This window comes from bacterium 336/3, assembly GCA_001281695.1.
Taxonomy (GTDB): domain Bacteria; phylum Bacteroidota; class Bacteroidia; order Cytophagales; family Thermonemataceae; genus Raineya.
Window position 1 is genome coordinate 4,011,035 of record LJIE01000001.1, and the last position, 25,734, is coordinate 4,036,768.

General features: G+C 32.3%; 23 protein-coding genes, 2 tRNA genes and 2 pseudogenes. 5 read left to right on the top strand and 22 right to left on the bottom strand.

All coding sequences use genetic code 11. The features are described 5' to 3' along the window. Nucleotides 1-96 precede the first annotated feature (96 nt). Genes AD998_18790 through AD998_18800 form a run of 3 tightly spaced genes read left to right on the top strand, consistent with a single transcriptional unit; the run spans nucleotide 97 to nucleotide 1,701 of the window. Complete coding sequence (locus AD998_18790) at nucleotides 97-636, top strand: RNA polymerase subunit sigma (protein KOY87912.1); 540 nt, start codon at nucleotides 97-99, stop codon at nucleotides 634-636. Between the two features lie 13 nt (nucleotides 637-649). Then, nucleotides 650-1,267, top strand: a complete 618-nt coding sequence (locus tag AD998_18795) for a hypothetical protein (protein KOY87913.1) — start codon at nucleotides 650-652, stop codon at nucleotides 1,265-1,267. Nucleotides 1,268-1,281: 14 nt separating this feature from the next. Next, nucleotides 1,282-1,701, top strand: coding sequence for a hypothetical protein (locus AD998_18800; GenBank protein ID KOY87914.1), 420 nt, complete (start codon nucleotides 1,282-1,284; stop codon nucleotides 1,699-1,701). 21 nt (nucleotides 1,702-1,722) lie between these two features. Here the strand turns inward: AD998_18800 and AD998_18805 are convergent, their stop codons facing one another. The 4 genes from AD998_18805 to AD998_18820 all read right to left on the bottom strand — a co-directional run bounded on the left by AD998_18805 (nucleotide 1,723) and on the right by AD998_18820 (nucleotide 6,004). Further along, entirely contained in the window at nucleotides 1,723-2,493 is a 771-nt protein-coding gene (locus AD998_18805; protein ID KOY87915.1) for an alpha/beta hydrolase, read from the bottom strand. Continuing rightward, nucleotides 2,493-3,239, bottom strand: a complete 747-nt coding sequence (locus tag AD998_18810; protein KOY87916.1) for a hypothetical protein — start codon at nucleotides 3,237-3,239, stop codon at nucleotides 2,493-2,495. The genes AD998_18805 and AD998_18810 overlap by 1 nt, the downstream gene beginning before the upstream one ends. Nucleotides 3,240-3,289: 50 nt before the next feature. Beyond that, nucleotides 3,290-4,486: a hypothetical protein gene (locus tag AD998_18815; GenBank protein KOY87917.1), complete on the bottom strand. Its 1,197-nt coding sequence runs from the start codon at nucleotides 4,484-4,486 to the stop codon at nucleotides 3,290-3,292. A gap of 66 nt (nucleotides 4,487-4,552) precedes the next feature. Continuing rightward, complete coding sequence (locus AD998_18820; GenBank protein KOY87918.1) at nucleotides 4,553-6,004, bottom strand: hypothetical protein; 1,452 nt, start codon at nucleotides 6,002-6,004, stop codon at nucleotides 4,553-4,555. Nucleotides 6,005-6,216: 212 nt separating this feature from the next. On the opposite strand from AD998_18820, the gene AD998_18825 reads away from it, so the two are divergent. Further along, nucleotides 6,217-7,047 (top strand): 2-dehydro-3-deoxyphosphooctonate aldolase, encoded by an 831-nt coding sequence (locus AD998_18825; GenBank protein ID KOY87919.1) that lies wholly within the window; start codon nucleotides 6,217-6,219, stop codon nucleotides 7,045-7,047. Between the two features lie 234 nt (nucleotides 7,048-7,281). Here AD998_18825 and AD998_18830 read toward each other — a convergent pair whose 3' ends face one another. The 9 genes and pseudogenes from AD998_18830 to aroE all read right to left on the bottom strand — a co-directional run bounded on the left by AD998_18830 (nucleotide 7,282) and on the right by aroE (nucleotide 15,022). After that, nucleotides 7,282-7,848, bottom strand: a complete 567-nt coding sequence (locus tag AD998_18830) for a hypothetical protein (GenBank protein KOY87920.1) — start codon at nucleotides 7,846-7,848, stop codon at nucleotides 7,282-7,284. Continuing rightward, a complete protein-coding gene (locus tag AD998_18835) occupies nucleotides 7,845-8,957 on the bottom strand; it encodes a hypothetical protein (protein ID KOY87921.1) in 1,113 nt (370 codons plus the stop codon). Before AD998_18835 ends, AD998_18830 begins: the two co-directional genes overlap by 4 nt. Nucleotides 8,958-9,402: 445 nt before the next feature. Beyond that, nucleotides 9,403-9,819: pseudogene (locus AD998_18840) on the bottom strand (hypothetical protein). A gap of 173 nt (nucleotides 9,820-9,992) precedes the next feature. Then, on the bottom strand, nucleotides 9,993-11,129 hold the full coding sequence (locus AD998_18845; protein KOY87922.1) for a hypothetical protein: 1,137 nt from the start codon (nucleotides 11,127-11,129) through the stop codon (nucleotides 9,993-9,995). Nucleotides 11,130-11,186: 57 nt separating this feature from the next. Further along, a complete protein-coding gene (locus tag AD998_18850; GenBank protein ID KOY87923.1) occupies nucleotides 11,187-11,444 on the bottom strand; it encodes a hypothetical protein in 258 nt (85 codons plus the stop codon). 183 nt (nucleotides 11,445-11,627) lie between these two features. After that, a complete protein-coding gene (locus AD998_18855) occupies nucleotides 11,628-12,086 on the bottom strand; it encodes a hypothetical protein (GenBank protein KOY87924.1) in 459 nt (152 codons plus the stop codon). A gap of 33 nt (nucleotides 12,087-12,119) precedes the next feature. Beyond that, nucleotides 12,120-13,760, bottom strand: coding sequence for a hypothetical protein (locus tag AD998_18860; GenBank protein ID KOY88281.1), 1,641 nt, complete (start codon nucleotides 13,758-13,760; stop codon nucleotides 12,120-12,122). 23 nt (nucleotides 13,761-13,783) lie between these two features. Further along, nucleotides 13,784-14,218 (bottom strand): hypothetical protein, encoded by a 435-nt coding sequence (locus AD998_18865; protein ID KOY87925.1) that lies wholly within the window; start codon nucleotides 14,216-14,218, stop codon nucleotides 13,784-13,786. 66 nt (nucleotides 14,219-14,284) lie between these two features. Continuing rightward, nucleotides 14,285-15,022: a shikimate dehydrogenase gene (gene aroE / locus AD998_18870; protein KOY87926.1), complete on the bottom strand. Its 738-nt coding sequence runs from the start codon at nucleotides 15,020-15,022 to the stop codon at nucleotides 14,285-14,287. A 78-nt stretch (nucleotides 15,023-15,100) separates the two neighbouring features. Here aroE and AD998_18875 point away from each other — a divergent pair. Beyond that, a tRNA-Asp gene (locus AD998_18875) sits at nucleotides 15,101-15,177 on the top strand. Nucleotides 15,178-15,335: 158 nt separating this feature from the next. Here the strand turns inward: AD998_18875 and AD998_18880 are convergent. The 9 genes and pseudogenes from AD998_18880 to AD998_18920 form a co-directional block, all read right to left on the bottom strand. Next, nucleotides 15,336-15,938 (bottom strand): annotated as a pseudogene (locus AD998_18880) (hypothetical protein). A gap of 803 nt (nucleotides 15,939-16,741) precedes the next feature. After that, the gene (locus tag AD998_18885; protein KOY87927.1) at nucleotides 16,742-17,251 is read right to left on the bottom strand and encodes a hypothetical protein; all 510 of its coding nucleotides are present in this window, start codon (nucleotides 17,249-17,251) and stop codon (nucleotides 16,742-16,744) included. A 6-nt stretch (nucleotides 17,252-17,257) separates the two neighbouring features. Further along, the gene (locus AD998_18890; GenBank protein ID KOY87928.1) at nucleotides 17,258-17,719 is read right to left on the bottom strand and encodes a transcriptional regulator; all 462 of its coding nucleotides are present in this window, start codon (nucleotides 17,717-17,719) and stop codon (nucleotides 17,258-17,260) included. A gap of 48 nt (nucleotides 17,720-17,767) precedes the next feature. Then, nucleotides 17,768-18,475 (bottom strand): DNA-binding transcriptional regulator, encoded by a 708-nt coding sequence (locus AD998_18895; protein ID KOY87929.1) that lies wholly within the window; start codon nucleotides 18,473-18,475, stop codon nucleotides 17,768-17,770. 14 nt (nucleotides 18,476-18,489) lie between these two features. After that, a complete protein-coding gene (locus AD998_18900; GenBank protein ID KOY87930.1) occupies nucleotides 18,490-22,284 on the bottom strand; it encodes a hypothetical protein in 3,795 nt (1,264 codons plus the stop codon). A 281-nt stretch (nucleotides 22,285-22,565) separates the two neighbouring features. Further along, the gene (locus AD998_18905) at nucleotides 22,566-23,120 is read right to left on the bottom strand and encodes a hypothetical protein (GenBank protein ID KOY87931.1); all 555 of its coding nucleotides are present in this window, start codon (nucleotides 23,118-23,120) and stop codon (nucleotides 22,566-22,568) included. Nucleotides 23,121-23,370: 250 nt separating this feature from the next. Continuing rightward, the gene (eno, locus tag AD998_18910; protein KOY87932.1) at nucleotides 23,371-24,648 is read right to left on the bottom strand and encodes an enolase; all 1,278 of its coding nucleotides are present in this window, start codon (nucleotides 24,646-24,648) and stop codon (nucleotides 23,371-23,373) included. A gap of 50 nt (nucleotides 24,649-24,698) precedes the next feature. Further along, the gene (locus AD998_18915) at nucleotides 24,699-25,478 is read right to left on the bottom strand and encodes a hypothetical protein (GenBank protein ID KOY87933.1); all 780 of its coding nucleotides are present in this window, start codon (nucleotides 25,476-25,478) and stop codon (nucleotides 24,699-24,701) included. 98 nt (nucleotides 25,479-25,576) lie between these two features. Continuing rightward, nucleotides 25,577-25,651 (bottom strand) — tRNA-Glu (locus AD998_18920). Nucleotides 25,652-25,734: the final 83 nt, after the last annotated feature.

The following is a 25,734-nucleotide window of genomic DNA, read 5'->3' on the forward strand; positions in this document are numbered from 1 at the left end:
AAGGGTTCAAGATTTTATCATTTTTTTTTGTGGTTTATTAAACCTTTTATTTGAAATTGCATCTAAGTTCAAAAGCCTAATAGATATATCGAGTAAATGGAAGATAAAGAATTTTTAGAAAAGTTTAGTCAGCCTGATACTAAAAACTATGCATTTAATCAAATGGTACGAAAGTATCAACAAAAAGTCTATTGGCATGTACGTAAAATGGTTATTGATCATGATGATGCCAATGACCTTACACAAGAAACTTTTGTAAAAGTTTGGCAAAACTTAGATAAATTTAAAGGTGATTCTCAGTTGTTTACATGGATTTATAGAATTGCCACCAACGAATGTCTTACATTTTTGAAAAGAAAGAAAACAAAGTTTTTTTTACCTATCGGAGATGTAAGTAAAGAGCTTTTAAGAAAATTAGAAACTAGTGATTATATATCAGGGGATGAGATTGCTATAAAATTACAAAAAGCATTATTAAAACTCCCTGAAAAACAACGTTTGGTTTTTAATATGAAATATTATGATGATATGAAGTATGAAGAAATCTCGGAAGTTTTAGGGACAAGTGTAGGTGCTTTAAAAGCTTCTTATCACCATGCAGTCAAAAAAATAGAAGAATATATGCAACAAGATTAATGAAGAGAAGATTATGAAAAAGTTTGATTTAGAAAACAATAAAAAACAACCTCCATTTGGAACACCTGATGGATATTTTGAAGCTTTTATAGGAAAATTAGAAGATCGAATACAAGGCGAAACAGTCCCTAAAAAAGCTACCAAAAAACTACCTTTTGGAGTACCAGAAAACTATTTTGAGTTATTACCTCAATATATTGCCAAAAGAATAGAAACTCTTTTACCAAAAGTTTGGTATAAACAACCAAGTTTCAAATGGGCATTTGCAGGAACTAATTTAGCTGTAGTTTGTGTATTTGTATGGTTTAATTTTTTCAGAACAGAGAATTTTGCTCATCAAGCAGATAAAGAACTTGCTGAAAACCTAAAAACTATTTCTAAAGAAGAGCTGATTCAATATTTGGCGTATCATACGCCACAAGAAGCATTGGCTCAGGCTCAAGAAATGCCTATCAATCAAGAGGTTTATCAACAAAAAGTAGAAGTTATCCAAGATACTACTACACCTAAAATACAAAAAAACATTACTACTGAAGAGCTTCTTGAAAACGAATCGGACAGAAAAGAATTAGAAAAAATTTTAGAAGAAGAATTAGAGGCTGAAGATTTAGAAGATATTATAAATCCTTAAAATATAATACACTTATGAGATACATTTTATTATTTATTTGCTCAATAATTATAGGACATACAGATTTATTAGCTCAACCTGGACAAAGAATACAACAAGCTCGAAAAGAATATGTTATCAAACGCCTAGGGCTTACAGCAGAGCAAGAAAAAAAGTTTGTACCTTTATATGATGAATACTCAAAAAAACAGCACGAATTGCAAAAACAAATTAGGCAACTTCGTTTTGAAGCAAACAGTTTAGCTCTTTCTGATGCAGAGCTTAGTGCTGATGTAGATAAACTGCTTGAGCTTAAACAAAAAGATTTGGATTTAGAAAAAGAGTATTTAAATAAATTCAAAACGATTCTGAACATCAAACAAGTAGTTGAAATGTATAAAGCAGAAAAAGATTTTGTTCGAGTTGTGTTAAAAGGATTGAGAGACAAAGGATAAGTAAAAAATAGAGCCATCATATTATGGCTCTATAAATTTTTGTATAATTTCTAAAAACTCTTGGGGTTTCTCTGCATGTAGCCAATGTCCAGCCCCTTCAATGGTTTCTATTTGTACATTTTGGAAATAATGTTGAATTAACTCAAAATCTTCATCTAAAATATAATCTGATTTTGCTCCCCTTACAAAAAGAGTGGGTTCATCAAATGATAAATTGGTAAGTAAACCTTCTCCTACATTTTCTATTTGAGCATCTATAACAGATAAATTGATACGCCAAGCCCATTTTTGATGTTCATCTCTATACAAGTTCTTCAAAAGGAAAGCCTTTGTATCCAATTCTTTTACATATTCACCTAAAATATCTTCCGCTTGTTTACGAGAAGTAAGTGTATTAAGGTCAATTGCTTTTAAGCCTGTCAATATTTTCTGATGATGTAGTGGATATTCTTTGGGAGCAATATCTGCTACAATCAGTTTTTTAATTGAAGAAGGAAAAAAAGAACAAGCGTATTGCATAGCTGTTTTTCCGCCCATAGAGTGTCCTAAAATAATTGGATTCTGAATATTTTGAGATTTGATAAATTCATCTAAATCTTCTGCCATTACCTGATAATCCCACTCATTGCTATGTGGCGATTTCCCATGATTGCGTTGGTCTATCAGATATACTTGGTTTTTTTCTGCTAAAACTCTTCCAACTGTGAGCCAATTGTCCGAAGAACCAAACAATCCATGTATAATGACAATCTCTTGCCCTTGTGAGCCTACTTTTTGATGATATAATTGCATTATTTTTTTCCAAAGAGTTTATACTGAATGACTAACCAAATAAAATAGCTATTGGTTGTAAAATATCTTTTAAATAATCTTTTGGGTTCTTGAATAAGCCTGTAAAGCCATTCTAAACCATTTTTTTGCATCCATTTGGGTGCTTGTTTGATAGTACCTGCATGAAACGCAAAAGCAGCTCCTACTGCCATCATTACAGCATTGATTTTGCCTTTATTGCTTGCTACCCAGATTTCTTGTTTGGGACATCCTCTACCAACCAATAAAATATGTGTTCCTGCATCATTGACCATTTCTGGAGTAAGTGTATTATCATCAGGTTTGTCTTCTCTGTATTTACCACATATTTTAACGTTGGGATAGTGATTTTGGATAAAAGCCACAAATTTTTCAAGTGTTTCTTCTGTTGCTCCTCCATATACATACACATTTAAACCCAAATCATTTGCTTCAGCTAAAACTCTCAATGTCAGTAATGGTCCATAAACTCTATCTTTTAGGCCTACTTTATGAAAATTATTCATAGCCCAACGGATAGGTTGTCCGTCAGGAACAATCATATCAGCTTTTTTGACTGCTTCTGCAAAACTTGGGTTTTGCTTGTTTTCTACAACTCCATGAACAGGCAAAGCATATACAGCATAACTTGTTTTGTTTTTAGCTTGTTCAATAATTTCTAAGGCTGCACTATCATAATTTACTACAGCATAAGGAATAGAAAATATATCAACTTTTTGGAAAGACATATCTTAATTTTTATTTTGAAAATGCAAAAGTATAGCAAAAACCTTACTTTTCAAATCAAAATTCTTTTGGCAAGGATCAAAACTCTCGATTCGTTGTGTAATGTTACTCCCAAAATCCATTCTTCACCACCTTCTTGTATTTTAGTTTGCTTACGAATTTGTTCCACAGACAAAGGATAGTTTCTTACGGCAATATTTGCTTTTTTATCAGGCAGGTAGGTTTGAAGTTCTTTCATGGCCGTATTTCCTTGAAATACTTTTATCATTTCAAATATTCTCCCTTGAAAATCTTTCTTCAAAATATCTGAAGTATAAATATGAGTATTGGGATGCAATTTTGATAAATCAAATATTTGAGCTACAGTTTTAAAAAAACCAGCTTTCATAATAGAAGCATTAGGCTCATAAATGTATTTTTGAGGCTCAGAATAAGTAATAGTTACGGTTTCTTCTTTTAATTTAGTACCTTTTAAAATATCATTTTTTTGATTAGACAGAATATTAACAGCTTCTATTTCAATATCTTGATACTCATTACAATCTTTTTTTAGCCAATACAATACTTCTTTACACTCATTTTCAAGACTAACGACCCAGACTTTTTTAACAAAGCTCAAATGTTCTATGGCTTGCCCAATATCGAACATGGGAGAGGTTTTGAGTAAAATGTTTTCTGCTTTTTGAAACATCAAAGTCATTAATTCTATCACATTAGGTTCTGTTTCTTTAATTTGAGCAACAGCTTTATTCTGGCTATCTCTTCGGGCAGGGTCTAAATATATCCAATCAACAGTTTTTGTAAAGTTTTCTAAAAAATGTTGAGCGTTGTCTTTATATATTTGAATATTATGGCTTTTTAGTTTTTCAAAATTATGGTTCACAATATCCACCAAGCTCTCGTTTTGCTCTACATAGCATACTTCTTCAAACCTTTTACTAAAAGCCCAAGAGTCCACTCCAAAACCACCCGTAAGGTCTACCAACGATTTGCCTGATACCAAACCAGCCTTGAATGTAGCTGTCTGCTCCGAAGAACATTGTTCTAAATTTAATTTAGGTGGATATATAATTTCTTTTTGCTGAAAATAAGAAGGTAGTTTTGTTTTAGCTTTTTGACCACCATGTATTTGGTCTAATACCATTGTTCTTGTTGCAATAGGAAACTTTTGCAATTTTAAAGCAACTTCTGAGAGTGGCAGAAATGTATATTTTTCAACTAAGTCTAGTATTTCTTGAGAGAGTTGCATAGGCTATAAAACTAAAAACCACCCTTAGTTGCAAGGGTGGTTTTGTAGATTAGTTTATTTTACTAATTATTTTTTTTGTGTACCGTGAATTTCAACACGACGGTTAGCAGCTTGTTGCTCTTTAGTTTTGTTAGCAGCTTTTACGTCTGTGCTTCCATCAGCAGGTTTCTCAGAACCATAACCAATAGCAGTCATACGATCAGCAGCTACTTTCTTACCTACCAAGTATTTCTTGATAGCATCAGCTCTTTGCTGAGAAAGTTTTTTGTTAGCAGCAGCATTACCTACGTTATCAGTGTGTCCGTCAATTTCAATTTTAGTTTCAGGGAACTCAGCCATCAATTTCGCTAACTCGTCTAATTGAGTAAGTGAAGTTTTCAAGATAGTTGCTTTACCTGTAGCAAAACTGATTTTCTTAGCAATTTCGCCTAATTTATCTTCAGAAATCACTTTCTTAGGACAACCTTGCTCTTCAGGAACACCTGGAACATCTGGACACTTGTCATCTTTGTCAGCGATATTGTCACCATCTTTATCAGGACAACCGTTCAATTCTTTTTTACCAGCAGCATCAGGACACGCATCATCTTTGTCAGCGATACCATCACCATCTTTATCAGGACAACCTTGTAATTCAGCTTTACCAGCAGCATCAGGACAAGCATCATCTTTGTCAGCGATACCATCACCATCTTTGTCAGGACAACCTTGTAGAGCAGCTAAACCAGCAACTTCAGGACAAGCATCATCTTTGTCAATTACTTTGTCACCGTCTTTATCAGGACAACCTTTGAACTCAGCAGTACCAGCATCATTAGGACAAGCATCCTCAGAGTCAATGATATTATCATTATCAGCATCAGGACAACCGTTTAATTCTTTTTTACCAGCTACATCTGGACATTTGTCTTTTCTATCAGGTACACCATCATTATCAGTATCTTTAGCTTTGCCTAATTTGAATTTCAAGCCAGCATTATGATTCCAATAAACACCAGGACCGTTACCACCAAAAGTAGTTTTTTCAGAACCTAAAGGCATTGCATTGTAAGTACTTTGTAAGCTGATAGATACACTTGAGTTTAACCAGAAGTTTAGACCTAAACCACCACCTACTGAACCAAAGCTGTTTTCACCTAATCTGTGAAGACCACCACCAGCAATTAAATATGGGTCAAACCAGAAACCTTCTTTGTTTCCAAGAGGGTGCCCTTCTACGTTCAATGTAGCGAAGTGAGATAAATCACCATTTAAAACAGTAGTGCCTGATAATTTTTCAATACGGCTTAAAGTGTAGTTAGCAGATAGGTTTACAAAAGGATGTACTCTGTAACCTGCCGTAACACCAATACCTTCATTCCAATTACTTGGCTTAAAAGGTTTTTTCTCTTTAGCATAAGGAAGAATGAAGTCCATTGCAGAGTAATGGAATCCTACAGTCCACTTATCTTGAGCGTTTGCATTGCTGCCTATAAGACAAGCAACCAAAAAAAGATAGAGTAATTTGATTCTCTTCATAAAGATTAATTTAGTTAAATTAAAATGCTGAATGGTTTAATTTTAATGCTTTGGTGCAAAGTTGCATAAAAGAAAAAAAAATAAAAATAAATTATACTTTTTTTTTTCTTGTGTTTTCTAACGTAAATCATTTGAAAAAGTTTATATATTGATTATTTTTGTAAAAAAAATCTCTATTTGAAGAGTAAAGCCATTTATTATTAAATATCTGTATGAAAAAAAAGATAGTTCAGGTTGGAAATATTACCTGCGGAACTGATAATTTGTTTTTAATTTCTGGACCTTGTGTGATAGAAGATGAGAGCATCATGTTCAAAACTGCCGAAACTTTAAAGAAGGTTTCTGAAAAACTAAACATTCCCGTAATATTCAAGTCATCTTACCAAAAAGATAACAGAAGCTCTTTGAAATATTATACTGGTCCTGGACTCGAAAAAGGTTTAGAACTTTTAGCAAAGATAAAGAAAGAATTTGGATTTCCCTTACTTTCTGATGTACATTATCCTGAACAAGTTCCTGCTGCTGCCGAAATTTTGGATGTTCTTCAAATTCCTGCCTACTTGTGTATGCAAACTGATTTGATTGTTTCTATTGCCAAAACGGGCAAGGTTATCAATATTAAGCATGGACAATTTTTAGCTCCTGAAAACATGGATAAACCTACCCAAAAAGCCGTAGAAAGTGGAAATGACCAAATTATTCTAACAGAGAGAGGTTATACTTTTGGTTACAACGACTTAATTGTCGATCCAAGAAGTTTCTACCATCTCAATAAAATTGGTTATCCTGTAGTGTTTGATATTACCCATTCTATTCGTAAGTATGGTATTCCAAGTGCAGACCCTAATGGTGGAGCCAGAGAGTTTTTGCCTACTATTTCAAAAGCTGGTGTAGCTGCTGGTGTAGATGGTATATTCATAGAAACGCATCCTGAACCTGCTAAAGCACTATGTGACGCAGCAAGTCAGTTATCTGTTTATGATTTGGAAGAGTTTTTAAAGCCTTTGATTGAAATACACAACATAGAAGTGAAGTATAGATAAAAAACATTTCTATTGGCTTGATTTTTGAATAATTATTTCTAACTTGGCATTTTAAAATAATACCTTATGAAAAAGTTGAAATCAGTAATGGCGATTTTAGCCATTGTAGCTTTGGTTGCTACTTCTGCTTGTACCAGAAGATATACTTGCCCTACATATCTGAAAGATGATAGTAAGCAAAAACAAGATACTCGTTGTTAAATAAAAGAGAGAAGTACACTTCTCTCTTTTATTTTATTGTATAGGAACTTCTATAGCTTCTTGAGGCTCTATATTTTTTTCTTGAACTTTTACTTTTTCCAAATCTATAAGTTTTAAGTCTTTGTCATAAAGACCGACTATCAGGCTATTTCCTTGTTTATCAACTCTTAGCCCTCCATAATGGGCATTATTTAAAGCATAACCTTTGCCTTCTTGAAATAAAAAAGACTCTGCTCCAATATTAAAACCAAATTCTTTTTTGAAATATTTAAGAGCATATTCATTATTTTTCAAACCTTTCAGGGTTTGCTGAAAACGCTTTCCTTGCCCAATTTTTTTATCATCTACTGAAACAATTAAGTAGCCTCTTTTAGGTAAACTTTCATGTTTATTTAGAGAATCCCATTCAGCACTTGTTATTCTATAATTGAGCATCATATAATATCCCTGCATTAAGGATTGGGGATCTACAGGTGCTAATTCTAAAAATATCAAATCCCCATTTTTGAGTGTTTCTTCTTTATGAAAAATCTGATAATTAAAAGCACCCAATACCAATAAAAATGCTCCTATAAAAACATATTTCCAATATTTTATCATTTCAATTGTTTTTTAAGAATAAAGAAACTCGCAATAAAAAATGCTCCAGAAACCATTAGATAAATAGATTTGAGTAGTAATGTCGTATTGAGATTATAATAGAAAGCTATCATAAAATAAGTAATAGAAACTATTCCAATCATTGAAATATAGGAATGTCCTACTCGAAAACCCAAAACTAATATAACTACACTTGCTACAATACCTGGAGCTGAAATAGTTGGCAATAAAAGTAATAATATAACCACACAAACAAGCCAAAACCACTTTTGTAAATCTAATTGTTGAAGTGTATCCCATGTAACATATAAAAGCAATACCAAGAATATAATAGAGGAAATCCACCAATGTGTAAAATATTGCTGGGAAAACTCTCTATTGACTGTAATGGACAAAATAAGTATCATGGCTGTGAGTAAACCAAAACCTACAGGGTTAAAATAATCGGACAAGAAATTATATCGAGATAAAATTTTCGGTTCTTTCAACCACATTCCTATAAATAAGGCACTTACAAAAGCCATCAATATATGAACCAAATCGAATTGTTTAGATTGCCAAATCATACCTAAAATACTCAAACATACTGTTAGGGAGGCAAAGTATCGAAGAATTATGTTTTTAGATACAACCAATACGACTGATGCCATGATAAGAGTTATTGAAAAAAAGGGATAAAAAGACGAAAATTTTAGTTCAAAAACAGCCACAATTCCCCAAGGAGTTATGAGTTGCCCCATAATACCCAAAACCAAAGTAATAGGCTCAAACATAACATTTTCAACATGCCTATTTCTTGAAAACAACAAAGAAGCAACCAAACATGCAACCCCAATAAATAATACAGTTTCTTCACTCTTAAAAAATTCTAAAATAAATAGGACACCCAAGAACATAATTGCTCCTATAAAAGCTCCTACAAAGGCAAGCAATTTAATTGCTAAAGTGTATTTATTTCTATTTTCGGGAAATAATGATGTTTCAAATGCTTCAGAATCGTAAGGGAGCATTTCTGGACGTTCACTTTTCCATTTTGCGAGTAATTCACTTAAATACATACGTTTCTTGCTTTTAGTTTTCAGAGATGTTTGCCTGTTTTTTCCATTCACTGTGTATTTTTACAAGTGTTTTTACCATATAAATAGTTACAGCGATACACAATGTACCTGTCAGGAAGAAGCCACCCAAATCATCATCTACAAATCTTAAAATAAATGTACAAATGATTACTAAAATACTAATCACTGAAAATGATACAAATATCAAATCTTTAAAGTTTTTGAGGTACAAATAGATGGTAGTTGGATATAAAACAGCTCCTATTAAATAACTTATAGCATAATACCCCTGATTTTCATGGTGAGAGCCACGTGTCATTCCTATAACTATAAGCATTGTAATATGGAACAAAGCTAATGCCATCAAAAGTCTAGGAAACCAGCGAAGAGAAAATGACCATTTTAGTTTTCTAACTCCTATTTCCCAAATAATTACGGGTAGTAAATTTAAAACAAAAAGCAAAAGCATCACTCTATCATCTTCTTTATACCCTAAAATTTGCTCTTTCCACAATATAGTGGTTGTATTTAGCAATATCATCCAAATAAGCCAAAGAGTTGGATATTTACTAATTATAGCAAAAGGAATTGCTGCAAGTGTCCAAACTAAAAATAAATCATAAGCATCAGCACCTGTCTGATAGATTTGCCCAAATACGGCAAAGGAAATGCCTATCATGATGACAACTGCAACCAAGAGTAGTTGTGTGATGTAATCTATATTTTTACGAAAAATAACAGTCACAAATAAGCCCAATAAAATGCCCTGCACTAAACCCAGTTTAGCAAACTTATGAAGGTCTGTCCAGTTGTAAGCCAAAAAGAAGCAAATTCCTGATAGAAAAAAGGCAATACCTATCCCTAATACAAATCTTTCTATCCACAATGCCCATTTTTCTTTGGTATGATAAACTTGAGATTCTGTGAAAGCTTCTTTTAAAAGTTTCTCATCAACATCATTTTTTGAGGAAAGCAGATGCAGAATTTCTCTATCTACTAACTGTTCTTTTCGTAATGGCATATTTTTTCGCTTAGAAACGAAACTTACATATTTCTAAGTGATTTTACAAACTCATAGCCTATTTATTATTTACAGTTTACCTCTATTTTTCGATAGTAATAGAAAGGTTCTTGGGGTAATATTTCTGGATATAATATTTTAACTAAATCAGAAAGTACCCATTCGGGATGAATAACGCCACTTTCCCAATAATCGTTGCCACCACTAGTACTCAAACGATTTTGTCTATCATAAATTTGTTTTTGCTTTACCGAATTGAACTGTTGATATTCACAAAAAAATGTGTTTCCAATTTGGGCAGGAGGTTCGGCATTGAGCCAAATATCTGCATTTGCAAATTTATCAAAAACTGCCTCTTTTGTCATTTGAAGGCTTCCTGTTCCTTTGGTGTCAGAAAAAACATATTTAGCACCTGCATCTCTCAAGAAAACAGTTCCAAAACTTTCGCCTGCTGGCACATACCATGTATCTTTATAGGGAACGCCTGCTGCAATACTTTTTTTATTTTGAACCTTATTTGCTTTTTCTCTGATAGTAAGATATTTACTTGATACTTCTTTGAAAAAATTATCGGCTTGTGCCTCTTTTTGCAATAAAAATCCCATGACTTTTATCCATTCTGCTTTTCCTAAAGGATGTTGCTCGAGCCACTCCGAATTGATAAAAACAGGTATTCCTGCATCTATAATTTTCTGATAATTCGGCATTCTTGAGGATTCCATACCCGAAATCATCACTAAATCGGGCTTGAGAGCCAATATTTTTTCTACTTCCACAGTTTGGTCTGCAAGTTTTACGACATTGTTCTCCAATACTTTTTGTTGTATTTTTTTTGAAAATATATAATCTAAACTATTTGCTCCAACGAGTACATCCAAACTCTCCAAAGCCTCTAAAAGAGCTAAATGAGTTGTAGATGTTGTTATTATTTTTTGGATAGGTGTTTTGATGAAAGGTAGTTTCTGCAAAGTATTTGGAACTTGCGATTTGTCTTTGCTTAAAATGTATCGAATAGTATCTTTTTTATCTGTATAAGGTTGTAGGATATAAAGAACTTGATATTGTTTGAAGTCTTCTATCAAAAAACCTTTGGCATATTCGGGTTTTTGATTTTTTGTATTAATAGTTGTCTTTTCATTTGGTGTTTGTTTGCAGTTACTCCAGAAAAGCACAAAACACAATAGGAACACTCTTATAAACATAAATAACTTGCTGATTAGGTCAGCAAGTTATACAAAGCTTTCTATTTTATGGCTTATTTAGTCAGTATTTTTAAGGTTCTCTAAAAAAGAACGACGTTTATCAGCTATTGCCTGATTCACTTTAGGAGGTTGCTTTTTACCTTCTACATCTGAGAAGAAATCAAAAAGTTTTAAAACCTTTTCTTGCTCATAACGAGTATTTTTCATCATAACACAAGCCAAACGATAAGACATCATTAAAATTTCTTGTTTAGCTGTATCACTTGGCGAATTGTGTAAGCCTGCTATGTGTTTTCTTCTGGCGATCATAAGCATTTCATTAATTTTGGTATTGCAAAGGTATAAGGAAAAAATATAACTTTTAGTGTAATTGCATTACACAAATAACTCATGTAAGTTTTCGCTCAACATTTCTTTGTACAACAAACAAAAACTCTATCTATTAAAAACAGATAGAGTTTTACAAATTTTATAATTATATTTTTGTGCTAAGAAATATTACTTTTTTGAATATTTTTTTTCGAAATATTGATAGGCTTCATTGAGTTTCTGTGAAAGCTTTTCAGCAGTTTGCCTTTTGGTTTCGTTATTATGGAAGTTATCAGGGTGATATTTCTTCATCAGAGTCTTGTAAGATTTCTTCACCTCGTCAAAGGAGCTACCATTGGGTAGTTCTAACCATTTATAATATTTATCTTCGTCAGTGTTTTTAGATGTATTGGTGTTGTTATAAGAAGATTTATAATTATTCTGATAAGATTGCTGATAGCTACTTTGTTTCTGATACTGACGATATTTTTCGTATTTCTCATGAAACTCATCGAAGCCAGTTTTCTGATTTTTTTGTTTTTTTTCTTCGTGGGTATCATTTTTTGTATAACCTCTTTCGTCCAAAGCAGAATCTACAGCTTCATTGATATAAGCCTTGATTAAATCCCAAAGTCTTTCTGTAAACATAAATATCTAATATGATGATTAATAACTTTTTTCTTATTTTTTAACATTCACATAAAACAAATCTGTTCTTACCTTGATAGGCTCAGAAAGTAATTTGTCATTTCCCCCTCTTGCATCAAAAACTAGTGTTTCCCACTGATTAGAAGCCTCTAAACGCATCTTGGTTGTGCCAAACTCTACTACCATAGGCATAGCAAATTTATCAACAACATTATCAAAACGATATTTAAATTTCCCATCTTCAATTTTATACTCAAACACAGGAATTTTGGTAGTTTTTAGATATTGCTCAAATACAGATGTTAAATCTCTACCTGCTTTATCATTAAAGTATTTGATTACATCATCTGTCTGTGTAACTTTTCCTTTAAAATCTTGGGCAAATGATTTCATGGTGTTTAACCATTTTTCATCATTATCCACAATATTACGGATGGTATGAAGCATCAAAGCTCCTTTAAAATACATATCCCCACTACCTTCTGTGTTGGTATTTCGAGTAGCAACAATAGGTTTATCATTACTGACTATTTTTTTCCAACCATTTGAGTATGTATAGGCCTTTTCTTTTCCATACAAACATTCTACATATAAAGCCTCGCCATAAGTACAAAATGCTTCGTGTATCCACATATCTGCTTTATCATCTGCTGACACACTATTTCCCCAATATTCGTGTCCTGTTTCATGGATAATAATAAAATCGAAAAGTAAACCTATACCTGTACCTGTCAAATCAGTACCAGAGTAGCCTTGCTTGTATTTATTTCCATAAGCTACAGCTCCCTGATGCTCCATACCCAAATAAGGTGTTTCGACAAGGGCATAACCATCATTCCAAAAAGGGTATTTTCCAAAAAGTTTCTCGTAACAAGCAAGCATGGGCTTTACCTGTTCAAATTGTTTTCTTGCAAGTTGTTCATTGGCTTCAAGCACATAATAATCCAAATCCAGTTTACTGCCATCTGTTGTAGATGTATAAGTGTCTGAAAAATGCTTATACGCTGCAATATTGAGTGTTACATTATAATTATTGATGGGATAACTGGTTGCCCAAGTATAACGAGTAAAATTGTCGTTGAGTTTTTCTGTATTTTTTAAATTGCCATTAGAAACAGCCATCAGAGGGTTTGGTACTTCTAAAGCCACCGAAACACTATCTGGTTTATCTGACCAGTGGTCTTTGTTAGGATACCACATACTTGCTCCTGCTCCTTGGCAGGCTACACCCACCCAAGGTCTGCCTTGAGCATCTTTTTTCCAAACAACGCCACCATCCCAAGGAGCATTTTTAGCTACAACTGGGTTTCCTTCATAGAAAACTGTTATTTCACTTGATGTGCCTTTTTTTTGTGTTTTTTTGAAACTTACAAAAACAGCTCTTTCTTCTCTTTTAAACTTCAACGAAGTTTTCCCTTGTTTGATGGCTGTAATTTTCAAATTGGGGTGTAAATCTATTTGAAATATTTTAGAATCCTGATTTACTTGATATCTGATGGTGTTTGAACCTTTGATAAATTGCTTATCAGGCTCTACTCTAAGCTTTAAAGCATAATGTTTGGCATCATAACAGATACGCTCAGGTGTGAGTTCTCCCAAAAGCTTATCTTCTTTGGAAACGGTTTGAGCTTGACATTGATATGCCCAAAAAGTACATAAGAATAGTGATAACAATAATTTTTTCAAAATTGTAAGTTTTAAGGATTCTCTTTTTTTATTTTGGCAGCATTTTCGATGATATCAGTTACGTCTATACTGAGTCCTGTGATACCTATAATCTGATTGTGTTCGTCATAAGTAGGCTGATATGAAACTTTCCAGTACTTTCCATCAAGCTTTAAAACATCTACAACACTTTCCCCTCTCAAAGCTTTTCGAATATTTTCAATAGCTTTTGGATTTTTCTCAAAAAACTCATACGCATTTTTGGTTTTGAGCTTTCTGGCTTGTATGCCCATTGCTTTGAGGGCGTACTTATTAGGAAGAATAAAGAAGCCTTTTTTGTCAATTACAAAAGGTACTACATGCTCATTATTTATAATTTCTCTAAGACGAAAATTTTCTTCCTTGATACTTAAGTGTTCATCTACCAATCTTTCTCCTATCTTCTCTAGTAATTCAAAGTCTTCCATAACTAATATTAGTTCAATTTCATCAATAAAAAACGCAGAAAGTTAAAAATTATTTCTAATACTTTCTTATTTGTTCCAAATATTCCAAGCTGCTTCTGCTTGCAGATACAACATTTCCAAGCCGTTTTTGGTTTTCGATTTTTGTGTTGAACCTTTTTTTAAGAACATGGTTTCTTCAGGATTATACACTAAATCATACAAAAAATGTTCCTGATTGAGATAATCGTATGGAATTTTTGGAAAATCATCTACATGAGGGTACATACCTATAGGCGTGGTGTTGATGATGAGATGGTATTTTTGTATTATTTCCTCATTCAGAGCTTCATAACTCAAAATATTTTGCTCATCTCCATTTCTCGAAACCAGTTGAAAAGGAATTTGGAGAGTTTGGAGAGCCACCTGAACAGCCTTGCTTGCTCCTCCTGTACCCAAAACCAATGCTTCTAAAGAATTATATTCTCCTGTCCAATTTTTTAACGATTCCATAAAGCCAACATAATCAGTGTTATAACCTTTGGTTTTGCCATTTTGAATTTTGATTGTATTAACTGCTCCTATCTTTTGAGCAAAATCATCCACTTCATCTAAATAAGAAATTATATTTTGTTTGTGAGGAATGGTAACATTGAGTCCTATCAATTCAGGATTTTTTTGGAGAAGTAATGGAAATTCTTCTATTTTTTCGAGTGGATAAAGTTCATACTCGTAGTTTGTAATATTTTCTTTTTCAAATTTTGATTGAAAGTATTTTTTTGAAAATGAGTGAGATATAGGATAACCAATGAGTCCGAGTTTGTTCATAAAAATATTTTTTTGAAAATTTTTGCAGTTTTTTTTGCAAGTAAATAAAACATTACTACCTTTGCAAACACAAAAGACGGAGTGGTAGTTCAGCTGGTTAGAATGCCTGCCTGTCACGCAGGAGGTCGCGGGTTCGAATCCCGTCCATTCCGCAACAAATATAAAAGGAGCTTTTAAAGCTCCTTTTTGCTTTTTATGAGTTCTTCGTCTGAGATTCGAACTCAGTACTCTGCCATGATGGGGCAGTGTTTTTCCAATAAACTAACGAAGGATGAACACAAATATAAAATAAACATTTGTGTATCAAGCTGTTTTATGTGTTTATTTTAGTATTAGGTAAAAGTTTCTGTATTTTTTCTATTTCTTTTTGAGGCAAAGGATTTTCACCGATATCCAATGTTTTAAGCTTTTTAAGTTTGGATAACACATGAGGAACTTCTTCAAAATTATTTTTTCCCAAACTCAAATGCTCCAAATTCTGTAAATTTTGAAAAGTATCAGGTAGATATTGCAACTGATTATTATACAAACGAAGCTCCTTGAGTGCTTTCAAATTGCCAATACTCATGGGCAATTCTGTTATTTTATTGTTTTGTAAATGAATTTTTTCAAGAGTTTTCAGATCTCCGATTTCAGTGGGCAAACTCTCCAAAAAATTATGGGTAGCCAAAAGAGTTTTCATGGGCGATTCAAGGGGCAAAACCAAATTCTCTAATTGATTATAACTGATATTGAGCCATTTGAGCTTAGGCAAGGTACTAAATTTTTCGGGTAAAGTCCTAAACTGATTATGCGATAAATTGAGTATTTGTAGATTTTGGTTGAATCTATCACTAAAAAACTCATGTGGAAGCATATTTAAGAAATTGTGTTGCAACAACAATCTCTTAAAATTATAAAATACAGGTAAATCCTTCTTTTTTGAATAATAATTATCTCCATTCTGATTTTCATGATGAATAATATCAAAATATGCCATCTGATTATGGCTTGCATTAAGGCTAACCAAATGAGCTTCTCTTCGTCCTGTATATCGCCACGAGGCATTTACCCAATTTAGAACAATAGGAAAATACTCTATTCGATTATGAGATATATTGAGGTATTGTAGTTTGGTAAATTTTATCCAAAAATCAGATGAAACATCTACTATTTTATTATTTGAAAGTTCCAATCGAGTCAGGTAGTTATTTTCAGCATTTTGTTGGAGTTCTGTTATTTGGTTATTGTTTGCATTGAGATAATTTAAAGAAAGTTCGATTTGGAGATTTTGTATCTGATTATCAGATATATCCAAAGAGTACAAGTGAGGAAAAATTTCTTTTATATTGGCTGGAAATTCTTTCAAACCATTTTTTTTCATGATAATATTAAAACCTCCTCTAAAAAACTTTTTAATGTTTTCTAAAGAGATGTCTTTGAAAAAATTTTCACTCAAATCCAATGTTTGAAACCATGTTTGTGAAGTTTCATCATCTTTGAGCATGACTCGCCAATAGTTTGCTTGCTGTTCTAAAAGTACATTTTTTCGGCAATGATATTCCAACGGAAATATTTTTTCACACAACAACACCCCTTTGACTTGATTATCAATGAGTCGGCTTCTTAGTAATGGAAGTATTTCATTTTTTTGTTGTGATGATATCAGATATTTTAGCTCCAAAGTTTTTCAGTTTATATGATCAAATATAATCCGATTCTCTTTGACTTACAACAGGTTTATATCATTTCTTCTGTGTTTTTCATCAAGTTTTTATACATTTTTTCACCACTTAAAACCATATCTATCATTTTTGCGATTCGTTCTACTTTGGTTTTATCTGTTTTGGCACTATACACCCACTCAATAAAGGCTTTTTGTTCGCTATTAGAACATTCTAAAAACTTTTCGTAAGCATTTGGTTCTAAAATTAGGCATTCTTTAAGCTCTTCAGGAATTTCAGTTGGGGCATTGTCTGCATATAATTTTACCCAAATGGTGTCGCCTTCTTCTTTTTTAATCACTTTTCTGATTTGAGCTTTTACAGGCAAAAATAGCCTTCCCTTGCCCATAGGCATCAGATTATATCCTTTAATTTCATAATCGTCTATGAAACCTTTTACTCGTACCCAACCAAAAGGAGTGTGTTTATTTTGGAGAATTTCAGGGATTTCGGCATATACCCAGCCTCCTTTTCCCTGAAATTTCTTGAGTACAATTTCTTTATCTACCAATGGTTTTTCATCCATGTTGTTTTATCTAATTGCCACAAAAATATCTACTTCTGCATCAGCAGGATTTTGGGCTTTTTCACCATATACCTCAAAGTCAGCAGTGTAAGCTCTTTCTATATCATCAGACCAAATACGATTCCATGCCTCAAATACTATGCCCTCTTGCATACTTCCTTTGGCTGTATATTGCTTATAATGAGTCGATTCGATGGTTTTTCCTACCATTCCATCAGGAATGTTTTCAAGGCTTTCTACTCTACAGCCCAAAATAGCTGTGTAGGGCTTTGTATGGTCTTTTTCGTAGTCTGTATAGATGCTATAAATGGCATTATCTATTTTATTGGGAATTTTTTCCAATATCCCTTCTGTCATAAATTTAGCCCAAAGATTCGCAAGGTCTTGCCCCATCTGACCGTTTTCGTTGGTGGTTCTGACAGCAATGCCAATGATGTGGAATGTTTGGATGGTGGTTGTGTGTGTCATTTGATTAGTTTTTTCACAAATCTAAAACACACTTGCGACAGCCTTATGTCAGGGGTTTGTTTTTTGTTTACACATTTCAAAATATTCTGGGAGTGTCATGTTGTGTGACTCAAATTTATCTGTCAGTACCTCCAATTGCTGAATTCTATCCAACCTGAAAGCCCTAAAATCTTTTCTCAAACGGCAAAATGCAATGAGAAGCCAGTTTTCTTGGGTGTTGTACATGGCAAAAGGCTCAATATCTCTTTGAGTGGTTTCATTACTTTCAGAAGTATAAGTGAGTTTTAGGATATTAAAATTGGTGATAGCTCCTTGTAAAACAGACAGATACCCACTTGTTTTATCGTTGTTGATGTTCTGCCTGAACAAAATACGGTCGGAGAGTAAATCTGCTTTTTCTTTGGTGCTGTTTCGGAGTACCGATTTTATTTTTGTAATCGCCTCCGAATACTCTTTGGCAAACGATATATCTTTGTTTTTAAGGATGAGTTGCTCAGCAGTGATGAGAGCATAAGCCTCACTTTCTGTAAACATCACAGGCGGAACTCTGTAATCTTCCATGAGTTTGTAGCCCTTGCCTTCCTCTACGACAATGGGAACGCCAGCATCTTCCAATGCCCTCATATCTCGGTAAATGGTTCGGATATTGACACCAAACTTATCTGCAAGCATTTTAGCTGTTACGAGTCTTTTGGCTTGTAATTGAGTAAGTATAGCCGTAAGTCGAGATAAGCGTTTGGTGGTGTTTTCTTGCATTTTTATTTTAGTTATTATAAATCTATACAATCTATTAGAATTACTTCTATATTTTCCATATCACTATACAAACTTTGAGTATCTGTAAACCATTTCTTTTTAGATTCCATCGATTCTTCCTTTACTCGAAAAATGACATAAAACCCATACTCAGCTTTTATTCCTGCTAAATAGCTTTTCAATTTTTCTTTGTATTGGCTTCTTTTGGAAGGTCTTGATATTTCTGTATTGTGTAGCAATTTTATTTCTATAAATACAGGAGAAATAAATCCATATTTTATAACAAAGTCGATTTCTTCACCAGAATAGATTTCAACTTCTCTATAAATATCAATGCCTCTAAATCCCCTTTTATGCATTATTAATTCCAGTTGAGATTTTAAGGTTTTTTGAATAATTGTTTCTCCAGTAGGACTCATTTTTTCATCAGTTATTACTTTATAAAGTTGCTCTAATTCTATGCTCTCTTTTAACTCCTCTATAATATCTCTTATAGTACTTTTTAAGTCTTTAGAATCATAAATAGGTAAGTATTGTTTTTTCTTCAATTCAGTATATTTGTTTATACAAGATAAAATATTGCTAGGTTTGCCTAATTCTTTAGAATATCCAAGTTCCATTTCTTTTAGCAATTCTTTGAAGTTATAAGCTACATTTTTATAGGTATCTTTATTTAGTACATTTCTAATTTTCTTCAAATCAGATTCCCTTTTATCAACAATACCCAAATAATATTTCTTTATTATATCTTGCAAAAACTTACTATAATCTTCATATTCAACATCTTCCTTCAGAGATATTAATGCTTCCTCCAATAAATCTAACATTTCTTTTTCAAATACATTTTTTCCTATTTTTTCAAAAAGTAAAATATCTATTTTTTCATAGCTGGAATGATGCATTTTATCAAAACTTATCTCTTTTTTAAATTTCTTTTTTGTATCCTTGATTTCTTTAATTTTATCATTAAATGCTGTTTTGTCATGTAAAACCTCTATCAAGTATTTTTGAACCTCTACTTTCAAAAACACTGGATATTTTTCAGATATATCATTATATATCACATTCAACAATTCGCTATTGCTATGTTTTAATTTTCTATATAAAGTATCAAAAGCTTCTTCTTGAATAAAATTTTCCTTTTCTGAGAGTTTTTTTTGTAATAATTTTTCTAAAAAAGCCGTAAATTTAATTAATCTGCTATATCCTATATACTCAATAAAGTTAGTTATATGAGCTACCATCCCATTATCAATCAATTCATTACAATAATCAATAAGTATAGTTATATCTTTATCATTCAAACCATCTAGAAACTTTAGAAGGAATTCTATTTCATTAATTTCTTTTACTGCCCCATTGTATTTAGACGCAAAAACAAAATATTTAACCATCTTTTCTCTAAAAGGTAGAAACTCATTTTGTAACTCTAACTCTATACCCACAGCCAATGCAAGCACAAGCCAAGCATTATAATTAAAATTTTCTATTGAGATATTTCCCAAGGTCTGTAATATGACCTCCTTTAATTTCTCCTTATCCTTATCTTTTAGTTTGTTCTTTATATACTCTCTATCTGAAAAAAAATGGGTAAATACGTTAAATTTAATTGTATTCTTTGGTGGATACAATAGCTCTTTGAATTCTGTATAAATCTTATTTTTATGTTTATCTTTATTTTGTTTACCTATTATACTTTGACTAACAAGTCCATGTTTGATAATAGATATATTTCCTAAATCAGATTTCTTAAACTCATCCCAAAATATATTATTTGGCTTTTGTTCCAATAATTCTTTAAAGCTTTTTGATAAAAAAGAAATATGGTATTGTATTTCATCTTTATGCTCTTCTAATATTTGCAAATAATCTAGAATAAAGTCCTCATTATGAGTATTAAGCACCTTTAACAACTTTAAAATATTTTTTTCGAACTTTGTTTCATAAAGAATCACACGTTTTAACATTAATTCTAAAAGTTGATATATTTTATTTTTAATATTATCAGACCAATTTACATCCAAATTATACCAGAAGTGTATTTCTGTATAGGTGTAATTATCAGTTTCTATATATTTTTCGAGATATTCTATATTTTTAATAAATTGATTTATTAGGTATTCCACCCCCTTGGAACTACTAACCATATTCAATCCATCTTTAGCCCTTCTATTCTTTTTAAGTATATAGTTTAAAAATAAATCTATAGATTTTTGATTATTTGGGTCAGCACCTTTGCAATACACCAAATATAAATCAGTTGTTCCTCTTTGGCTATTTTTTAAATCTTTTAGAGTTATTAAAGATAAATTTTTATAAGCTTCCAACGCATTTAGTGATTGCATTTCAATAGCAGGGCTTTGAAAATATCTTACTCCTTGAATAAAATAATTTTTCCATTTTTCTTTTTGTGCATTATTAAGTTTATTATTTTCAATCAATAGAGCCATAATATAAGCTTGATTGGCTATTAACATCTCATTTTGTTGCGTTATTTCATGCTCTTTGAATAGGCAATAATTGTTCTCTTGGTAAAAATCTATCCATTTTGTATCATTGATAACCCTAACAAAATGTCTTGTGGTTTGGAGATAAGTGTATAGAGATTCAAATATTTTTGCTTTATCTTCTGAGGAGAATTTATAAAATGATGATTGATTTATAAAACTATAAAAGTCATTAAAAACTCTATCATCTTGTTTTTGTTTTAAATAACCCAAAATAGTAAAAATAATTTTAGGTTCTATTTCTATTACAAAACTCAATACATTATACCAACTTGGAAAAATATGTTTGAATTTTGCATCAAAAATTAAATCAAAAAGAAGTTGTTCTTTATTACCAAGTCTTAAAAACTCTTGGGCTGCAAGACATTCTTGAAACTCTGTATTTTCAAATGTGATATCATTACCAATACTTTTAAGGGTTCTTTCTATAAAAGAATCTATATCATAATTATTCAGGAATATCAAATTAATATTGGATTCTACTGCATCTAAGAAATCAACTAATTCATCTTTCTTAATTTGGTTTGTTTGATAAATTTCCATAATCAAAGCAAGTTTTTCCAAAACTCTTTTTACCAATACAACATCATTTAAAACTATCTTTTTATGATTGCCCTTTTGTTTTTCTTTTTTCAGATTTTCATTGATGAATAAGTTAAACAACTCCACTCTTGTTAAATTATCAACATTTGATAGTTTCTTTTCTTTAATCAAATTGGTGGCTATTTCTAAATATCGAGGAATGCTTAAAATAGAGTTTTTAAAGTATTTCGTGGTTTTATTAATAAGAGAAGCACTTATATTTTCTTCTATACCTGTATTTTGCAAATATTCTCTTATTTCTTTGGTACCAAATGGCTCAATACGAACTATACTGAAATCTTTAAATCTCTGAAAAGCATATAGTTCTGATTCAATATAATGTTGTCTGCAAGAGATTATAAAGTTTATAGAAGGGTTTTCTGTTTTTAGATGATATAATTTATTAATTATTTCATTGAAATATAAAGTATTTACCTCATCTAGCCCATCCAATAATAATGTATTATCCTTAATGTCTATATTATTAAAGCCATTCTTTAAATCATAAACTTTCGTAGCATTTTTTAATATTTTGATTTCTTCCATTAACCTTGATTTTCCAACTCCTGGTTCTCCTACTATAAAAATATTTTCTAGCTCAAGAAGTTTATCAAATGGGATAATCTTATCCTGATTCAAATAGCCATAGATTGTACTATTTTTATTTTGACTGAGTTCATCAAAATCTTTAAATTTTCTCAAAACAGGTTCTATCCACATAGTTTTTGTATTTTATTTTTCTTCCCAACCTACAAAATAAAAAAACACCACACATCAGGGAATCCCTGATTTTGCAGTGGTGTAATAAAATAATTTTTATGCACTTTTTTAGGTATTCAATAGCTTTTTTTAGACGCTCTACGAGAGTGGACAAAGGAAAAAAGCAATAAAAACCATGTAAGTTTTTAAATAGAAATTTACTTTTTCTATTTTAGAGGTAAGAAATAAAAAAGAAAAGCCATCAAAAAACCTCAACTTTTTGGGTTGAGGAGAGAGAGTATTTAGTTATGGGTTGGGTCTTTGGGCATATTCGCCCAATAAGAGTATTCTTCGTCCATTTTGCGTATTCGTTTCTGCCATAAAGTATTAAAAAGATTTTCTTTCATTACCTCAGCATGGCTAATAGACTGCACAATCCAAGATTTATCCTCAAGTTCTTCATCGAGTTGCCCCTCTGCCCAGCCTGCATAGCCTGCAAAAAAACGAATACTATCAGTTGTAGGAGGCGAAGTATTCAGTAAATGCTTTATTTCTTCAAAATCGCCACCCCAATAAAGCGTATCCGTAATGGGTATTGCTCCACTTATTTCAGGGAAACGATGAATATAAAACAAAGAATTTTCGCCCACAGGTCCACCATAATAAATAGGCGAATCGTAGAGAATAATTCCGCTTACTGCTTCTTGCAAATGAAAATCCAAAACTTTATTCAACACAAAACCCACACTTCCTTCTTCGTTATGTTCTACAATGAGTATAATGGTCTGTTTAAAATTATCATCCTGTAAAAAAGGGCTTGCAATCAGTAGTTTTCCTTTGTTTAGTGATGTTGGCATATTGCGTGTTCCAATTTTTTAAATTTATACGTTTTTGTGTATATAAGTAACTTTAAATTCAATATTTTGATGATGGGCAAGTCACTATTTACCCCTTTTAATAAAGTCCTCAATAATAATACCAAATTAACTCCATTAAGCCTTTGAGATTGCTTCATTACATTCGCAATGACAAACAAAAAAGCATGGTAGTTAGCCATGCTTTTTATATTTGTTGTCTGACTATCGTCTGACAATAATTCGTTATTTTTTAGAAAGAAAGCCCAGGGTAATAAGCTGTTTCGCCAAGCATTTCTTCGATACGTAACAATTGGTTGTATTTAGCCATTCTATCAGAACGAGAAGCCGAACCAGTCTTAATCTGACCAGTATTGAGAGCCACAGCCAAATCTGCAATGGTCGTGTCTTCTGTTTCGCCAGAACGGTGCGACATCACACTCTTATAACGATTACGGTGTGCCAAATTCACAGCATTGATGGTTTCTGTAAGTGAGCCAATTTGGTTTACTTTTACAAGAATAGCGTTCGCCACACCCTCTTTGATACCTTTTTGTAAGAAATCTACGTTTGTTACAAACAAATCATCTCCAACAAGCTGGATTTTTTTACCAACTGCATCTGTAAGTTGTTTCCAGCCTTTCCAGTCGTCTTCTGCCATACCATCCTCAATAGAAAGAATAGGATATTTTTTCACCCAATCAGCCCAGTAGCTTGCCATTTCCGAAGAGGTCAGTTTATCGCCAGTAGATTTTTTGAAGTGATATTTTTTAGTTTTGGTATCATAAAACTCAGAGCTTGCAGCATCCATCGCTATAAAAATATCTTCACCTGCTTTATAACCAGCCTTTTCGATTGCTTGTAGAACTACTTCTATGGCTTCTTCGTTCGATTTCAGGTTTGGAGCAAATCCACCTTCATCACCTACGTTGGTAGAGTGATTTTTATCTTTCAATACTTTTTTGAGTGTATGGAATACCTCTGTTCCCATTCTAAGAGCCTCAGCAAAAGAAGATGCTTTTACAGGCATAATCATAAATTCCTGAAAATCAATAGAGTTATCGGCATGGCTACCACCATTCAAGATATTCATCATAGGAACGGGCAATGTATTGGCATTTACACCACCAATATAACGGTATAAAGGCAAATTCAGGCTTGCTGCTGCTGCTTTGGCTACTGCCAAAGAAACACCCAAAATAGCATTTGCTCCTATTTTTTTCTTGTTTGCAGTTCCATCTATTTCAAGCATTACCTTATCAATTAGGTTTTGCTCAAATACATTATAACCAGCGAGTTCTCTCCCTAATATTTCATTTACATGTTCTACAGCTTTCAAAACTCCTTTTCCTAGATATTTTTTCTTATCTCCATCACGCAATTCTACTGCCTCGTGTGTACCCGTAGATGCCCCTGAAGGTACAGCAGCTCTTCCTAAAAAGCCATCTGTTGTAATTACATCTACTTCTACGGTAGGGTTACCTCTAGAATCAAGAATTTGTCTAGCCTGAATATGCTCTATAAGTGTCATATACTTAAAAGATTTTTTATAATGAAAAAAATTTTGGCAAATGTAAGCAATTAACTTTTGAAAAAGTCTAAAAACTCCTGACTTTTTAATACTTCTGCCAAAACTCTGAAATGAGAGCAGTTTTTATGAGTAGTTTGGATACAATTATGCTTTTGAGCAAAATGGAGAATAGGCTTTGAAGCGATTAATTCATCTTGTTCAGCTAAAAAAATTTGAGTAGGTAACTCTTGGGTAGCAAATATTTTCTGAAGATTTTTGTGACTGGGATATAAATATTGGTTTGCAAGCCATGTACGCCACAATAAAAAACGTTTGGGTGCAGATTCAGTATATTTTTGAGCCATTCGGATTTGCTCATTTTTAATCAGTTTGACAGATTGGAGATAATAAGCAATTTTAAAGATTTGATGAGGTTTTTGGATAAATCGCCAAAAAAGAGGCTTACCTATCCACGAAACAGCAAATTCGTACCAAAACGTTTTTTTAAAGCCATCAGGAGCAACCAAGCAAATTTTTTCGATTTGAGATGCCAATTTTTCTACAATACTCAATGCCATTTTTGCCCCAATACTAAAAGCTACCACAGAAAACTTTTTTATTTGGTAATTTTTGCAAAAAGTCTGAATAAGCTCGTTTATATCATCTTTTTGAGGTGTTTTCCCAAAACTCAATAAATCGAAACTGTAAATAGTATAATTGGGTAATAATGTACGCAGGCAGTTAAATACCTCTGGGTTTTGTCCAAAACCATGAAAAGCAAACAGGTTTCTTTCGCCTTCACCAATCCGAAGGCATTGCATTTTATCTACCTGAAAATAAACTCCATCCACGGTTTTCAACTATTTTATTATCGAAGATAAAAAAACAGATTTAGCAAAAAAAGTTTTTAGCAAAAAATAAAGCCTGATAAGCGTACTTATCAGGCTTTTGGTACTCCGTAGGGGAATCGAACCCCTGTTACCAGAATGAAAATCTGGTGTCCTAACCCCTAGACGAACGGAGCATTTTCAGATTTGGTGGTGCAAAGGTATAATGTTTTTTTATAACCTCCAAATAAAAAACAAAAAAAATAATTATTTTTTTTTC

What these genes read in the sequence shown, in the direction of transcription:
- AD998_18790 (KOY87912.1), top strand. Translation starts at nt 97, where the DNA reads ATGGAAGATAAAGAATTTTTAGAAAAGTTTAGTCAGCCTGATACTAAA.
- AD998_18795 (KOY87913.1), top strand. Translation starts at nt 650, where the DNA reads ATGAAAAAGTTTGATTTAGAAAACAATAAAAAACAACCTCCATTTGGA.
- AD998_18800 (KOY87914.1), top strand. Translation starts at nt 1,282, where the DNA reads ATGAGATACATTTTATTATTTATTTGCTCAATAATTATAGGACATACA.
- AD998_18805 (KOY87915.1), bottom strand. Translation starts at nt 2,493, where the DNA reads ATGCAATTATATCATCAAAAAGTAGGCTCACAAGGGCAAGAGATTGTC.
- AD998_18810 (KOY87916.1), bottom strand. Translation starts at nt 3,239, where the DNA reads ATGTCTTTCCAAAAAGTTGATATATTTTCTATTCCTTATGCTGTAGTA.
- AD998_18815 (KOY87917.1), bottom strand. Translation starts at nt 4,486, where the DNA reads ATGCAACTCTCTCAAGAAATACTAGACTTAGTTGAAAAATATACATTT.
- AD998_18820 (KOY87918.1), bottom strand. Translation starts at nt 6,004, where the DNA reads ATGAAGAGAATCAAATTACTCTATCTTTTTTTGGTTGCTTGTCTTATA.
- AD998_18825 (KOY87919.1), top strand. Translation starts at nt 6,217, where the DNA reads ATGAAAAAAAAGATAGTTCAGGTTGGAAATATTACCTGCGGAACTGAT.
- AD998_18830 (KOY87920.1), bottom strand. Translation starts at nt 7,848, where the DNA reads ATGATAAAATATTGGAAATATGTTTTTATAGGAGCATTTTTATTGGTA.
- AD998_18845 (KOY87922.1), bottom strand. Translation starts at nt 11,129, where the DNA reads ATGTTTATAAGAGTGTTCCTATTGTGTTTTGTGCTTTTCTGGAGTAAC.
- AD998_18850 (KOY87923.1), bottom strand. Translation starts at nt 11,444, where the DNA reads ATGCTTATGATCGCCAGAAGAAAACACATAGCAGGCTTACACAATTCG.
- AD998_18855 (KOY87924.1), bottom strand. Translation starts at nt 12,086, where the DNA reads ATGTTTACAGAAAGACTTTGGGATTTAATCAAGGCTTATATCAATGAA.
- AD998_18865 (KOY87925.1), bottom strand. Translation starts at nt 14,218, where the DNA reads ATGGAAGACTTTGAATTACTAGAGAAGATAGGAGAAAGATTGGTAGAT.
- aroE (KOY87926.1), bottom strand. Translation starts at nt 15,022, where the DNA reads ATGAACAAACTCGGACTCATTGGTTATCCTATATCTCACTCATTTTCA.
- AD998_18885 (KOY87927.1), bottom strand. Translation starts at nt 17,251, where the DNA reads ATGGATGAAAAACCATTGGTAGATAAAGAAATTGTACTCAAGAAATTT.
- AD998_18890 (KOY87928.1), bottom strand. Translation starts at nt 17,719, where the DNA reads ATGACACACACAACCACCATCCAAACATTCCACATCATTGGCATTGCT.
- AD998_18895 (KOY87929.1), bottom strand. Translation starts at nt 18,475, where the DNA reads ATGCAAGAAAACACCACCAAACGCTTATCTCGACTTACGGCTATACTT.
- AD998_18900 (KOY87930.1), bottom strand. Translation starts at nt 22,284, where the DNA reads ATGTGGATAGAACCTGTTTTGAGAAAATTTAAAGATTTTGATGAACTC.
- AD998_18905 (KOY87931.1), bottom strand. Translation starts at nt 23,120, where the DNA reads ATGCCAACATCACTAAACAAAGGAAAACTACTGATTGCAAGCCCTTTT.
- eno (KOY87932.1), bottom strand. Translation starts at nt 24,648, where the DNA reads ATGACACTTATAGAGCATATTCAGGCTAGACAAATTCTTGATTCTAGA.